Source organism: Martinezella dioscoreae, assembly GCF_009176305.1.
GTDB lineage: Bacteria > Pseudomonadota > Alphaproteobacteria > Rhizobiales > Rhizobiaceae > Rhizobium > Rhizobium dioscoreae.
The window spans coordinates 795033-809622 of record NZ_BLAJ01000002.1 but is presented as its reverse complement, the minus strand read 5'-3'; the positions used below and the strand labels follow the sequence as shown (position 1 = coordinate 809622).

Sequence of the window (14590 nt, the reverse complement as noted above, 5' to 3'; positions counted from 1 at the left end):
ATGACATGAAAAGACAGACGCTCGACACCGGCTGGATCATCTCGCGCCTTCGCGCGCCCTCCAGCGCACCGGCCCTGCCCAATTCGATCCCCGCGACCGTGCCGGGCAACGTTCATCTCGACCTGATGGCCGCGCAGCTGATCACCGATCCCTATCTCGACGTCAACGAAATCTCGCAGGACTGGATTGGGCGTTCCGCCTGGCGCTATCGTCTGGCCTTCGACTGGGACGGCGAGGACGCCGAGCGCATCGATCTTTCCTGCCTCGGCCTCGACACTGCCGCGCGCCTGGAACTGAACGGCAGTTTGCTTGGCGAAACCCGCAACATGCATCGCAGCTACCGCTTTGGCATCAGCGATCATCTGAAAAGCGGCCGCAACGAGCTGATCGTCGATTTCCAATCCGCCTATGAACATGGCGAGGAAGTCCGCAAGCAGCTGGGCAGCGCCGCCGATATTCCTCAGAACTATCCCGGCCCAAGCAATCTCATCCGCAAGATGGCCTGCAACTTCGGCTGGGACTGGGGCCCGACCGTCGTCACCTCTGGCATCTGGAAACCTGTCGTCATCGAGAGCTGGTCGAAGGCCCGTCTCGGCAGCATCCGCCCGGAAATCACCCTGCAAGGCAGCCAGGGCGTCGCGCGCCTGCATGTCGAAATCGAATGGGCTGACAAGGGCACGGATAGCGTGGCGCTCGTGCTCTCCGTCGGCGGCAAGCGCGCGGAAGTGCGCGTCGCGCAGGGGGAGACCCACGCGCTGATCGAATGCCGCATCGACAATCCGCAGGTCTGGTGGCCGCACGGCATGGGCGGTCAGCCGCTTTACGATCTCGACCTGCAGCTGCTCGGCTCGGATGGTGCGGCGCTTGACGGCTGGAAGCGGCGCGTCGGCTTCCGCTCCGTGCGGTTGGATACGACGCCCGACGAAGTCGGCTCCGCCTTCACCCTCGTCGTCAACGATGTGCCGGTCTTTGCCCGCGGCGCCAACTGGATTCCCGACGATTGCTTCCTGCCGCGCGTGACGCGCGACCGCTATCGCGAGCGGATCGCCCAGGCTCGCGACGCCAATATGAACATGCTGCGCGTCTGGGGCGGCGGCATCTATGAAACCGATACGTTCTACGAGGAATGCGATGCCGCCGGCATCATGGTCTGGCAGGATTTCATGTTTGCCTGCGCCACCTATCCCGAGGAAGAGCCGGTCTACAGCGAGATCGAGGCGGAAGCGCGCGAGGCGATCGCGCGGCTCATGCCTTACGCTTCGCTGGTCATCTGGAACGGCAATAACGAGAATATCTGGGGCTATTTCGACTGGGGCTGGCAGGACGTGCTGGGCAATCGCCCCTGGGGCGCCGGCTACTACCTCGACCTCCTGCCGAAGCTGGTGGCCGAGATCGATCCGACCCGGCCCTACTGGCCGGGCAGCCCCTATTCCGGCTCGATGGATATAGCGCCGAATGCCGATGAGCACGGCTGCAGGCATATCTGGGATGTGTGGAACGAGGTGGGCTACGAGACCTACCGCAACTATATCCCGCGCTTCTGCTCCGAATTCGGCTGGCAGGCACCGCCGACTTTCGCAACACTTGCCCAATCCGTTCGCGAGAAGGATCGCGCCCCGGCCTCCCCCGCGGTCCTGCATCACCAGAAGGCAACCGGCGGCAATGACAAGCTTCTACAGGGGCTGGAAGGCTGGTTTCCCCACCCGCAAAATTTCGACGACTGGCTCTTCGTCACGCAGCTGAACCAGGCGCGCGCAATCAGCTACGGCATCGACCATATGCGCTCGCATCGGCCGACCTGCATGGGCACCATCGTCTGGCAGCTCAACGATTGCTGGCCGGTCACCTCCTGGGCGGCCGTCGATGGCGCTGGCAGGAAGAAGCCGCTCTGGTATGCCTTGAAGCATAGCTATGCGCCGCATCTCCTCACCATCCAGCCGCGCGGCGATGGGCTGGCCGCCGTTGCCGTCAACGACGCGACCCTTTTCTGGCGCGTGCCCTTCACGGTCGAGCGCTTCGATTTCACCGGCAAGCTGCTCGCCCGCCACCACGTCTGGCGCATCCTGTGCGACCGCTTCGAGAACACCGATATCGACATCCCGACCGAGGTCGCGACCCCGGGCGATCCGCGCCGCGAATATCTGCGCGCTCGCCTCGGCGATGCGGAAGCCTGGTGGTTCTTCGAGAAGGACATGCAGCTGCAATATCCGCAGCCCCGCTTCGATATCGAAAGCGTCCAGACGCCGGACGAGATTGCTATCACCATCACGGCGCAGTCCTTCCTGCGTGATGTCTGCCTGTTCGTCGATCGCATCAGTCCGAATGCCGAAGTCGACGACATGCTGGTCAATCTCGCGCCTGGCGAAAGCAGAACGTTCAAGGTCAAAGGCATTTCCAAGGAAGCCTTCGACGATGCCGATCTTTCGGCTGTTATACGCACGGCCAACCAGGTTGCGGAGCACCCGCACCACTGACACCGGGTGCTCTCCCACAGAAAAGATCCGGCGCATTGCGCCGGATCGGCGCCTGTATTTTCCGTAAGCCGTCACAAAAGATTGCGCTGGTGAATGGCGAATTGCCTCCTATGATCGGGCGCCGCCTTGTGATCTAGTGCCCCTCATCCGATCCATGAATCAGCGAGATCACGCTTATGTCCTCGGACACCAATCGCAGCTTTCAAACGCCCCGCCGCGAAGAACTTGGCCTTATCACGCTCGCCAATACCGCCGGTCTTTCGGCTTCGGCGCTGCCGAACGGCACACTGTTTTCGATCGACTTTGCCGACCAGCAGGGCGGCGTCATGATCAATCAGGTGCTCGGATCGCCTGTGTATGGCGGTATTGGCCGGCTCTATCTGCGCATCGGCGGGCCTAAGCCGGCGACGGCCGAAATCGTCGGCCCGAAAGCCACGGTAGAGTTCGGCCATGGCAAGAGCGGCTTTTCCTGGAGCGGCGAAACGGAAGGCGTACGACACACCGTCAGCCTCCGGCTGCATCCGAGCCAGACCGCATGGTTCTGGCAAATTTCGCTGGAAAACAGCACCAACGCGATGCTTTCGGCTGATCTCATCCTCGTTCAGGATGTCGGCCTCGGCGATCGCGGCTTCCTGATGAACAGCGAGGCCTATGCCTCACAATATATCGACCATCACATCGCCACCCATGCCGCCTTCGGCCCTGTCATTATGGTCAGGCAGAATCTCAAGCAGGGCGGCGGGCGAAATCCGTGGCTCGCGCAAGGCTGCCTTGAGGGTGCCGCGGCTTACGCGACCGATGCCATCCAGCTCCTCGTGCCCTCCAAGAGCAATGATGGCGTCATGGTGCCGGATTTCGGCGCCAGCCTGCCGAGCGCCCGCCGCCAGCATGAGGTCGCCTGCCCGACAATCCAGTCGAAGCCGCTTTCGCTCGCAGTAGGTGGCGCCGCCACAACGACCTTCTTCGGCCTCTTCATCGCCGATCATCCGGCTGCTTCCAGCGATGCCGATCTTGCCCACCTCGATGGCCTGCCGAAACTTCAGGGCGAATTGGCGATCGACACGATTGCTGCCGCTCAATCGGCACGCAGTCTCGTTCAGGATGCCCCCCTTGCTGAGAGCGGCAGCCTGGATCAGGCCGCCATCGACGCGCTTTATCCGAAGCGGATGTTGGAGGAGCACGCCGATGGAAAGCTGATCTCCTTCTTCGTACCGGATGGGGCGCACAACAGGCACATCGTGCTCCAGGAAAAAGAGCGCCTAGTGGCTCGCCGCCACGGCGCCATCGTTCGCAGCGGCCAGAACATGCTGCTCGATGACCAGACGTTGGCTGCCACCTGCTGGATGCAGGGCATCTTCGCCGCGCAGCTGACCATCGGCAACACCTCCTTCCACAAGCTGTTCTCCGTTTCCCGCGACCCTTACAATCTGACGCGATCGAGCGGCCTGCGCATTCTCGTCGACCTTGGCGACGGCTGGCGCCTACTCGGCGTGCCCGCCGCCTTCGAAATGGGGCTCAGCGATACCAAGTGGATCTACAAGCTCCCCGGTCGCACCATCACCGTATCGGCAATCGCCTCCGGCGACGATCCGGCCATGCAATGGAGCGTTTCGGTGGAGGGCGAACCCTGCCGTTTCCTCGTCTTCGGCCATATCGTTCTTGGCGAGCGCGACTATGAAGCCGTGGCAAACATCGCAATCGATACGGTAGGCAAGCGCATCTCCTTCCGGCCTCAACCGTCCTGGCTCTGGGATCGCTACCCGAAGGCCGGCTATCACCTCGTCACGTCGACCCCGGATGCCTTCGAAACCGTTGGCGGCGATGAGCTGCTTTATACCGATGGCACCACCCGCAACGGCCCGTTCATCGCCCTGAAATCGCGCCCGACGAAGGCACTACGCTTTGCCGTCACGGGCTCGATGACCGATCCGGATGCGGCGGAAGCGCTTGCCGCGCGCTACAGCGCTGGTGTCGAGAGCGAAGAGATGCTCGCACCCGCGCAACGTTTCTGGAGCCATGTAACGCGAAGCGCGCGCATCGAGGGCGATGGCCGCGATGTGGCGGCACAGGCGGTCATGCTGCCCTGGATCGCGCATGATGCCATCGTGCATTTGAGCGTGCCGCACGGGCTCGAACAATATACGGGTGCTGCCTGGGGCACGCGGGACGTCTGCCAGGGGCCGATCGAGTTCCTGCTTTCCTACGAGCATGACGAAGAAGTCCGGCAGATCCTTTCAACGCTCTTTTCCGAGCAGTATCGCGATCGCGGCGACTGGCCGCAATGGTTCATGTTGGAGCCCTATGCCAACATCCGCGCCGGCGAGGCTCACGGCGATATCGTCGTCTGGCCGCTGAAGGCGCTCTGCGACTATATCGAGGCGACCGGGGACATCGCTTTCCTTGCAGAAACCGTGCCGTGGCGTGCCGACGACACCATGCAGCTGACTTTGGAACGCGCGACGATCTCCGATCACATCGAAAAACTGCTAGGCACCGTACGCAGCCGCTTCGTGCCGGGCACGAGCCTCATCCGCTACGGCGAGGGCGACTGGAACGACAGCCTGCAGCCGGCCGACCCGCATCTGCGCGATTGGATGGTCAGCAGCTGGACCGTTTCACTCCTGTACGAACAGCTGGTGCGCTACGCCAATATCCTGACGCTCGCCAGCCGCAACGAGGAAGCGCAGTCGCTGCAAGCGACCGCGGTCGCCATGCGCGCCGATTTCAACCGGCTCCTGATGCGTGACGGCATCGTTGCCGGTTATGGCGTCTTCGATCCGAGCCATGACGGCGTCGAATTGCTTCTGCATCCAGAGGATACGCGCACGGGCCTGCATTATTCGCTGATCGCGATGACGCAGCCGATGATCGGCGGCCTGTTCACGCCCGATCAGCGCCATGTCCATATGAAGATCATCCGCGAGAACCTGCTGTTCCCGGATGGCGTCCGATTGATGGAAAAGCCGGCGACCTATTCCGGCGGCCCAGAAAAGCTCTTCCGGCGTGCCGAATCCTCGTCGTTCTTCGGCCGCGAGATCGGACTCATGTATGTGCATGCGCATCTGCGATACTGCGAAGCCCTGGCGCTTGAAGACGATGCAGAGGCCGTATGGGCAGCACTGGCACTTGCCAACCCGATCGCAGTCAGCGGCCGGGTGGAACATGCGTCGCTGCGCCAGCGCAATACCTATTTCAGCAGCAGCGATGCGGCCTTCGACGACCGCTATCAGGCTTCCGCGGAATGGGCGCGCGTCAAGGCAGGCGATATCGCCGTCGATGGCGGCTGGCGCATCTATTCGAGCGGCCCCGGCCTCTATACCAAGAGCCTCATCGGCAATATCTTCGGTTTCAAGCGGCAATTCGGGCAGCGCATCCGCAAGCCGTTGTTGCCGGCTTCGATCGGCGCCTGCGACGTCAAGCTGGATTTCAAGGCGTAAGCTACCCGTGAGAGGGGCCTCGCCATCGGCCCTTTTTTTCACACGCCTGCAATATTCGCCTTTGCAGCAAGACCCGCTTCGCACCTTTATCGACCGTCTGGTTAACCGAATCGGCTAACCTTGTCCGGACATGCAAAGCCCGGAGGCGGATTTGGAAACGGCGCTCTATCTCCCCATCAAGTCATTTCTCGAAGCCGCCGGCTATGCGGTGAAAGGCGAAATCGGCGGCTGCGACCTCGTTGGAGTGACTGATGGCGAGCCGCCGGTCGTGGTCATCTGCGAACTGAAGATGACCTTTAATCTCGAACTCATCCTGCAGGCGGTGGATCGCGCAGCTGCCAGCGATGAAGTTTGGATCGCCGCCCGCGTCTCGAAGAAGGGAAAGGGCCGGGAAGGCGATCGCCGGTTCCGCGACTTGTGCCGCCGGCTGGGCTTTGGCATGCTCGCCGTATCGGACAACGACGTCGTGGATATCGTCGTCAGCCCCATCGCGCCAATGCCGCGCAAGAACACACGGCGCAGATCGCGCCTTGTCGAGGAACATCGCCGGCGCAAGGGTGACCCGGCACTCGGCGGCAGCACCCGCAAGCCGATCATGACCGCCTACCGCCAACAGGCCCTTGCCTGCGCCGCCGCTATCGAAAACGGCGTGCAGCGCCCTAAGGATATGCGCGAAGCGGCACCGAAGGCCCCACAAATTCTAAGGGATAATGTCTATGGCTGGTTCGAGCGCATCGACCGCGGCATCTACGCGCTGACGGAGCTTGGAACAGAGGCCCTCAAGCGTTGGCCGGCAGCGCAGCTTTGAATATGGAAAATTTCCGGCCGTCCAACATTAAATTCATGTAATATCTTAAAATTTTGCAATAAAAACATGATCAATATTTAATTTGTAAAAGTTAATTTGCGGATCATATTAACACCAAGCGCCAATTCAAATCTATACTTTGCTTCCCGTAGTAAAAAATGGGAAACGAAGTCGCTCGCAAAATTGACGCGGACCAATCGCAGCCCATCCCCGATATGGACGGGCTGCCAAACCGCCAACGATCTCGCAAGGGACTTTTGCCATGCCTTCTCTTCTCCGCAAACATCGCACAGCCGCCATCGTCGGTGCCGCTATCATCGTCGGCGCCGGCGCATTGCCTTTTGCCTTCAGCACATCCGCAACCCTCGCCTCGGCGGCAGAGCCGGCCGGCATCATCGCGCCCGGCGGCTCCTTCGCTCCGATCGTCGACGCCGATAAACCGGCCGTCGTCACCGTCACCACCACCATGAAGGCGACCGACACCAGTGCCGAAAGCAATTCGCCGATGGACGAGCAGTTCCGGCAATTCTTCGAAAATCAGGGCATCCCGTTCCCGAAGCAGATGCCGCACCAGCAACAGAACCAGCGCGCCATGGCGCTCGGTTCCGGCTTTATCATCAGCCCGGACGGCGTCATCGTCACCAACAACCACGTCATTCAGAACGCCGTCGACATCAAGGTGACGCTCGATGACGGCACCGAGCTGCCCGCCAAGCTTTTGGGTGCCGATGCTAAATCCGATCTTGCCGTCCTGAAGATCAACGCGCCGAAGCCGCTCGCCACAATCGCCTGGGGTGATTCCGACAAGCTGAAGCTTGGCGACCAGATTCTGGCGATTGGCAACCCCTTCGGCATCGGCACGACCGTTACCGCCGGCATCGTCTCGGCCCGCGGTCGCGACCTGCACAGCGGCCCCTATGACGATTTCATCCAGATCGATGCGCCCATCAACCACGGCAACTCCGGCGGGCCGCTGGTTGACCGCGAAGGCAATGTGGTCGGTATCAACACCGCTATTTACTCGCCGAATGGCGGCAGCGTCGGCGTCGGCTTTGCCATTCCCTCCGACGAGGCCAAGGCGATCGTCGCCAAGCTCGAGAAGAACGGCTCGATCGATCACGGCTATCTAGGCGTCGCCATCCAGCCGGTGACCTCGGATATCGCCAATGCCATGGGCCTCTCGCAGACCCAGGGTGCGCTCGTTGCCAGCGTCAATGACGATACGCCAGCCGCACGCGCCGGCATCAAGAGCGGCGACATCGTTACCGCCGTCGGCAACGAGGCCGTCAAGACGCCGAAGGATCTGTCGCGGCTGGTCGCCGATCTCTCCCCCGGCGAAAAGCGTTCGGTCACACTGTGGCGCGACGGCAAGAGCATGGACGTCAATGTCACCATCGGCGGCAATGACGACAGCAAGCAGGCTGCCAACGACGCTGGCGACGGCAAGGTGCAGCCGTCCAACCAGCCAAGCATCGGTGTCGGCCTCGCCAACCTCACACCGGATGTGCGTGAGCAGCTGAATCTGCCGCATGGTGTCGAAGGCGCCGTCGTTGCCAGTGTCAATCCGGACAAGCCCGCCGCTGCGGCCGGCATCCAGACCGGCGACATCATCGTCTCGGTCAACGACCAGCCGGTGCATAACGCCCATGAGGTGCAGACGGCCGTCGCCAAGGCCGGCAAGGATGGTCGCAAATCCGTGCTGCTTCTGATCGAGCGCGACGGCAACAAGACCTTCGTCGCCGTGCCGTTCTCGGCGGCTTAAGCATCTGAGGCAGTGAATGATCGGCCCGCTTCCGTCGACGAAGCGGGCCGATTGCCGTTATGTCACCAAAAGACGCCGACGTTCCACAAGGCTGACCATTGTCAACTCTGCCGGCTCAAGCAGTCGCGCTCGACCGAACGATTTGAGATGCTGAATTTCCACAGAAGAGGCTGCTCGCCTTTGACATAGGACTCTTTTTGTCCAAACTCTGCCTTTGTGATGGTACAAATAGCGCCGGAGCCGATTGAAACGGCCGGGCGGGACATTTAAACCGCGCGGGCGATATCAGCGGCCAGGCCTTAAAACAGGAACAAGCGGCGGCAGGAGTTGGAGTGACTGATCCATACGATATTCTCGGCGTTGCGCGCGATGCGGGCGAAGAGCAGATCAAGGCGGCTTATCGCAAGCGCGCGAAGGCAGCCCATCCGGATTCCGGCGGCGATACCGACGCTTTCGCGCAGCTGCAGAAGGCCTACGAGCTTCTTCTCGACCCCGTTCGCCGCAAGGTGTTCGACGATACCGGCTATGACGTCGAACTGACCGATGCCGTCGACTTGCAGGCGCTGGTCGCCATCGAAAAGCTGATTACCGAGATAGTGCTGGACGAGCGGGAACCCGGCACATTCGATCCGGTCGCCAAGATGCGAGCGAGCCTTCTGGAAGAAATTCGCAAGGCGAATTTCAGCAAGAGCGAGCTCGAGCGACACTCCAATCGCATCGGCCTTCATCTCGACCGGCTCGGTAAGCGCCCCGGCAAGGACGTGGTCGGACACATGCTGCGCGCCCGCATCAAGGCGATCGCCACCGCCATCAGCGAAACGGAAGCCAAGATCGGCGCCAACGAACGCGCCTGCGACATGCTCGAAGGCTATCTTTACGAGATGAACGAGCCTCTGGATGAAGCCGATGCTGCTCCCGAAATCGAATGGGACGAGCCAAGAGTCCGCTCGGCCGCGCAGTGAAGGCGGCGCTTTTCGCCGCTCTGAAGTGATAAAATTCGCGTTTGCCTTGATCGCGAGATCACTTTCAGCAACGCAATGTTGCAATGCAACAATTCTCTCTAGACAAATCGAGGGGCTGGCCTAGATCAAGCATCCAACACGCCGTCCTGCTCCATCGAATGATGGCGAAGCGGCAATGGCGGGCGCCGGATCTCCGGCATCCGCTGCAGATCTAAAACGGCGAGGTATGCGATTGCTAGCGTCCGAAGCGGATGAAATCGTCTTTGAACACTTAAGCGAAAACCGGTCGCGGGCCGCATTGAGGGGCGCTTTCTGGTCGGCGCTGGATACGCTTATCCCGACGGCACTCAACAGCCTTGTCTTCGTCGTCACCTCCCGTTTCCTTCTGCCGCAGGATTTCGGCCTGGTCGCGCTCGCCTTCGCCATCGTCAGTTTCGCCTCCGGCTTCGGCCCGACGGCCTTCGGCGAGGCACTGATCCAGCAGAAATCCATTCGGCGCAGCCATCTCGATACGGTCTTCTGGCTATCCTTCGTCTCCGCAGCCATCCTCTATGCCGCGCTGTTTCTGCTTTCGCCGTTTCTCGCCCATTGGCTAGGACATGACGATATCGTCAAACTGCTGCTGATCATCGGCCTGAAAATCTTCTTCGACATGATGATCATCGTGCCCAATGCCCTGATCGGCCGCACGATGTCCTTCCATCTTGCTGCGGCCCGCACCGCGATCGCCACCTCTGTTTCGGCGATCATCTGTCTTTCGCTGGTTTTCGCCGGTTTCGGCCTGTGGGCGCTTGCGATTGCTCAAATCGCAGCACCGGCGGCCGCCTGCATCGCCGCTTTCTGGGGGGCGAAATGGCTGCCTGGCTTCAGGGTAAAGCTCTCGAGCCTGCGCGAACTGCTGCATTACGGCATCTTCGCCTCAGGCAACCGCTTCCTCCAGACCATGAATCTCGACCAGCTGATCATCGGCACGCTGGTAAGCCCGGCTGCTCTCGGTATCTATAATTTCGCCCGGCGGCTCTACGAGATGCTCAACAATGTCGTGGCGGGCGGGCTGAATTCGGTCAGCCACGTGCTGCTCTCCTCACTGCAGCATGATAAGGACAAAGTGCGTGAAGCCTTCCTCATGGCGACCTTCGGGTGCTCGCTAGTGTCCTTTCCGGCCTTCATGGGGCTTGCAGCGGTCGCCGACGATGCCATTCCGCTGATCTTCGGGCCGCACTGGGCTGCCGCCGTTTGGCCGGTTCGCTTCTTCTGCGTCATCGGCCTGATGGCCGGCATCGGCATCATCCAGGCTTCCTTGATTACCAGCCAGGGCAGATCCGACTGGTGGTTCTACTATCAGCTGGTGCGCAACATCGTCTCGATCCTCACCGTGCTCGTTCTTCACCAATATGGGGTGACAACCGTCGTCTTCGGACTCATGCTCGGAGTGGTGATGCTCTGGCCGGTGACGCTGTGGATGGTGTCGCGATTGATCGGCCTCAGCATTCTGGAATATTTCGGCCAGTTCCTAAGACCTATCGCTGCTTATCTCGGCATGCTTGTCGCCGTCTTGGCAATCTCGTCGGCGCTGATCGACCGGCCCCTTGCGGAACGCCTCGTCTGCGAAGTCCTGGTCGGTGGCCTCGCCTATTCGGCCCTCATCCTTCTCTTATGCAAGGAAAGGGTCCTCTTCCTCGTGCGGACGACGCTGCAAGGCCGTCGCGCGAAGGCATAGTAGCCGCCATCCCGAATAAGGACGGAAACAACGCTCATTCGATCCCGCGATAGAATACCAAGTCGGAAAGGCGCCTCATGACACTGGTCACGTTCATCATTCCCGTTCGCCATCAGGCCAATTCCAATGATTGGCCGGCGCTCAAACGACGCCTGTCGCAAACGATCGCATCGATCGCCGGGCAGTCCAACAAAAACTGGCGCGGCGTAGTCGTCGCCAATGAAGGCGCAGATCTGCCGGATCTGCCGCCGAATTTTACGGCGGAACGCGTGACCTTCCCGCCGAACCAGCTCCACGACATCGATGGTGCCGATCGCGAAAAGGTCTACGATGCGTTCCGGCTGGACAAGGGCCGCCGCGTCTTGAGCGGCATGCTGTCCGCGCGCGATACCCGCTTCTTCATGATCGTCGACGACGATGATTTCGTCAGCGCCAATATCGTCGATTTCGCCGCTAGAAATCCCGATGCCAACGGCTGGAAGATCGACCGCGGCTATCTCTGGAACGAAGGCGGCCGGCTGCTTATGCATCACAACGATTTCGCCAATTTTTGCGGGACATCACTGATCATCCGCTCCGATCTCTATCGCCTGCCGGCGACCTTCGAGGATGCCGAGGTCGATTATATCAAATCCATGCTCGGCAGCCATGTGCGCATCGGCAAGCTGCTTGCAGACGCCGGCGCGCCGCTCGGCTCGCTGCCTTTCCGCGGCGCGATCTATCGGGTCGGCCATGCCGGCGCCCACAGCAAATCCTCCAATCTCATCAGGACCCATTTCCTGAACCGGTCGGTGCTGACAAGCCCCCGCCAGTTCCTGGGCAATCTTTCGCGGGTGCGCCCCCTTGATCGAAATTTGAGAAACGAATTCTTCGGCGTGCGCGCCGCCGGATAGCTTAGGCGTAACCTTTTCCCCCAATGAGGTTCCGATCAATGCCGGCTGATGCAACGAGACACAGATATGCCGCCTTGGATGCGATGCGCGGCCTGGCTGCCTTCGCCGTTGTCGTCTATCACCTCGACAGGCCCTATGCGCCTTCGGCCTACATCGCCGTCGATTTCTTCTTCGTGCTCAGCGGCTTCGTCATCGCCAGAGCCTATGGTGAAAAGCTCGCCGGCGGCATGACGGTGCTGGCCTTCATGAAGGCACGATACGCGCGTCTCTATCCGCTCTTCCTCATCGGCAGCGTCTACGGGCTCGTGCAATTGCTGCTGCACTGGCAGGCATCCGGTGTTGGGCGGGCCGATCTTGCCGCAAGCATCCTGACCACCGTCTTCATGCTGCCTTCTCCAAGCTTTCTGACGCGGTCGGCCGGATACATCTTGGCGCTCTACCCGCTGAATGGTCCCGCCTGGTCGCTGTTCTGGGAGCTGTTGGCCAATCTGGTATTCGCACTGGTGCTGTTCAGGCTGAAAACGCGGAGCCTCATCCTCATTGCCGCCGCATCTCTGGCGATGCTGATCGTCTCGGTTTTTTTCCACAAATCGCTCGATCTCGGCTGGGAATGGCACTCTGTGGATGGCGGCCTTGCCCGCGTCTTCTTTTCCTTCACGCTCGGGATGATCATCTACCGGCTTCGAAGCAGCACCGCGATTGGCTGGACCATGAACAGCTATGCCGCCCTGCTGCCCATTGCCGTGATCTTAATCTTGCTGTTTCTCCCCACCTATTCGCTGAAATATGCGCTTATCTTCTGCATCCTGATCTCGCCGCTCATCGTCCTTGCCGGCACCATGCTCGAACTGCCGGAGAGGCTGCAGCGGCTCGGAATCTTTCTCGGCTATCTCTCCTACCCGATCTACATGTGCCATCGCGGCTTTACCGAGATCTACGGGCATCTGATGCGCAATATCCACTTGCCGCAGCCCGTCTACATCGCGATCTATCTCGTCGCAATTTCCGTCATTTCGCTCATCTCGGCCAGGCTTGCGACTATCCTCGTCAAGTACGCTTCCTCTTGGAGGGAGACGCCTAAAAGCCTGGGCGCAACTTCAAGCCATTAGCTCCACCCTTCACGTGTGAACGGCGGCAAGTGCGATGGCATCCGCAACATATTCGCGCCGTTCCAAGAGTTTGGCCGTCGCGACACGCAAATGGCTGCTGGGCAGGATCGAAAACTTGGCACCGGGATGCACTGCAATGCCCCGGGCGGCAAGCGTCACCATTGCGAAGGGCTCCGACGAGACCGGCACCCAGGCACATAGTCCTTCTCCATGCCACGCATCGACGCCGCGCTCGCGAAGCGCATCGATGAGGCCTGCGCGGCGTTCCCGATAGGTCCTGCGGGCATGATTCAGGCACGATGCCGTCGCTGGATCGCGCAGCAGCCAAGCAGCCGCCGCCTGCAGAATACGGCTGGTCCAGCCGGAGCTGAAGCTGCGATAGGATTGGATCTGGTCGATAATCGCGCGCGAGCTCGACAAGACCGCGAGGCGCAGATCCGGCCCATGCGTTTTCGAAAATGACAGGATATGGATGACCCGATCGGGAAAGAGATGCCCCATGGAATGGCGAGGCGAGATCGAGATGTCGGCGACACCATCGTCTTCGACGATCAACGTATCCTTGTCGCGAAGGATCTCCGCGATCGTTGCCATGCGTGCAGGGCTCACGCTCTGGCCCGTGACGGAATGGATGCGCGGCTGAAAGATGAACGCGACGGGACGATATTTCAGCGCCTCCTCCAGCGAGGCCGGCAACGGACCATCCTGGTCGCATTTCACCGGAATGATGCGCGCACCCCGATCCTCAAGAATATCGAGAAGCCGCATTCCCGTCGGGTCCTCGATCGCAACGGCGGCACCCGGCATGACCAAGGCATTGATCAAGGTGTAGACGGCATTGTAGCCACCATTGGTCGCCAGGAACGCCTCCGGCTCATAGGGCCAGGTCTTCCTGACCTCGCGTTCAAGCTCCGGCAGGATCCGGCTTCGCTCGTAGCTGTTGAGATTTTCGGCCGAGGCACCATAGGCCATTGCCGCCTCGAGCTTCGGCAGCAGTTGCACATCGGGAACGGCAGCAGTCAGATTGAGAGCGCCGGAGCCATAATCGCCAACGCTTGCAAGGCGAGCCGGCTGGGCGACGAAGCGGTCGCCGCTGACCCATGTGCCATTCCTGCCGCGTCCGCTGATGATCTTCTGACGCCTGAGCTCACTCCAGGCTTCCGATAGGGTCGCCGGGCTCACCCCAAGAGCAAAGGCAAGGTCACGGATCGGCGGCAGCTTGGTACCAACCGGCAAGGCGCCGGCTCGAATGAGCGCACTCGTCTCGAGCGCGATACCGCGAATGGTCCGATCGCTCAATTTCGAGGCAAGCCAATTCGCATCCCGAGCTTCGCTCATTTTTCGCACCATTTTTAATGTTCAATAACGTAATAACATTTGATCGACCTATATTGAACATTTACTCGTTGAGAAAACAAGTTTTCC

9 protein-coding genes are annotated in these 14590 nt (G+C 60.7%); 8 read left to right on the top strand and 1 reads right to left on the bottom strand.

Annotation, left to right across the window (positions count from 1 at the left end; all coding sequences use genetic code 11):
- The first annotated feature begins 5 nt into the window (after window positions 1-5).
- The 8 genes from GDN47_RS10310 (at window position 6) to GDN47_RS10275 (ending at window position 13165) form a co-directional block, all read left to right on the top strand.
- Complete coding sequence (locus GDN47_RS10310) at window positions 6-2474, top strand: glycoside hydrolase family 2 protein (RefSeq protein WP_113329706.1); 2469 nt, start codon at window positions 6-8, stop codon at window positions 2472-2474.
- Window positions 2475-2650: 176 nt separating this feature from the next.
- The gene (locus tag GDN47_RS10305; protein WP_152093233.1) at window positions 2651-5911 is read left to right on the top strand and encodes a GH36-type glycosyl hydrolase domain-containing protein; all 3261 of its coding nucleotides are present in this window, start codon (window positions 2651-2653) and stop codon (window positions 5909-5911) included.
- A 151-nt stretch (window positions 5912-6062) separates the two neighbouring features.
- Window positions 6063-6719, top strand: a complete 657-nt coding sequence (locus tag GDN47_RS10300) for a DUF2161 domain-containing phosphodiesterase (RefSeq protein WP_113350550.1) — start codon at window positions 6063-6065, stop codon at window positions 6717-6719.
- A gap of 262 nt (window positions 6720-6981) precedes the next feature.
- A complete protein-coding gene (locus GDN47_RS10295; protein ID WP_152093232.1) occupies window positions 6982-8481 on the top strand; it encodes a DegQ family serine endoprotease in 1500 nt (499 codons plus the stop codon).
- Between the two features lie 332 nt (window positions 8482-8813).
- Window positions 8814-9443 (top strand): DnaJ domain-containing protein, encoded by a 630-nt coding sequence (locus GDN47_RS10290; protein WP_113329703.1) that lies wholly within the window; start codon window positions 8814-8816, stop codon window positions 9441-9443.
- A 226-nt stretch (window positions 9444-9669) separates the two neighbouring features.
- Window positions 9670-11163 carry a lipopolysaccharide biosynthesis protein gene (locus tag GDN47_RS10285; RefSeq protein ID WP_152093231.1) on the top strand — a complete coding sequence of 498 codons (1494 nt, stop codon included), beginning with the start codon at window positions 9670-9672 and terminating at the stop codon, window positions 11161-11163.
- Window positions 11164-11240: 77 nt separating this feature from the next.
- Window positions 11241-12056 carry a galactosyl transferase gene (locus GDN47_RS10280; protein WP_152093230.1) on the top strand — a complete coding sequence of 272 codons (816 nt, stop codon included), beginning with the start codon at window positions 11241-11243 and terminating at the stop codon, window positions 12054-12056.
- Window positions 12057-12094: 38 nt separating this feature from the next.
- Window positions 12095-13165: an acyltransferase family protein gene (locus GDN47_RS10275; RefSeq protein WP_152093229.1), complete on the top strand. Its 1071-nt coding sequence runs from the start codon at window positions 12095-12097 to the stop codon at window positions 13163-13165.
- Between the two features lie 9 nt (window positions 13166-13174).
- Here the strand turns inward: GDN47_RS10275 and GDN47_RS10270 are convergent, their stop codons facing one another.
- Complete coding sequence (locus GDN47_RS10270) at window positions 13175-14503, bottom strand: aminotransferase-like domain-containing protein (protein WP_152093228.1); 1329 nt, start codon at window positions 14501-14503, stop codon at window positions 13175-13177.
- Window positions 14504-14590 lie beyond the last annotated feature (87 nt).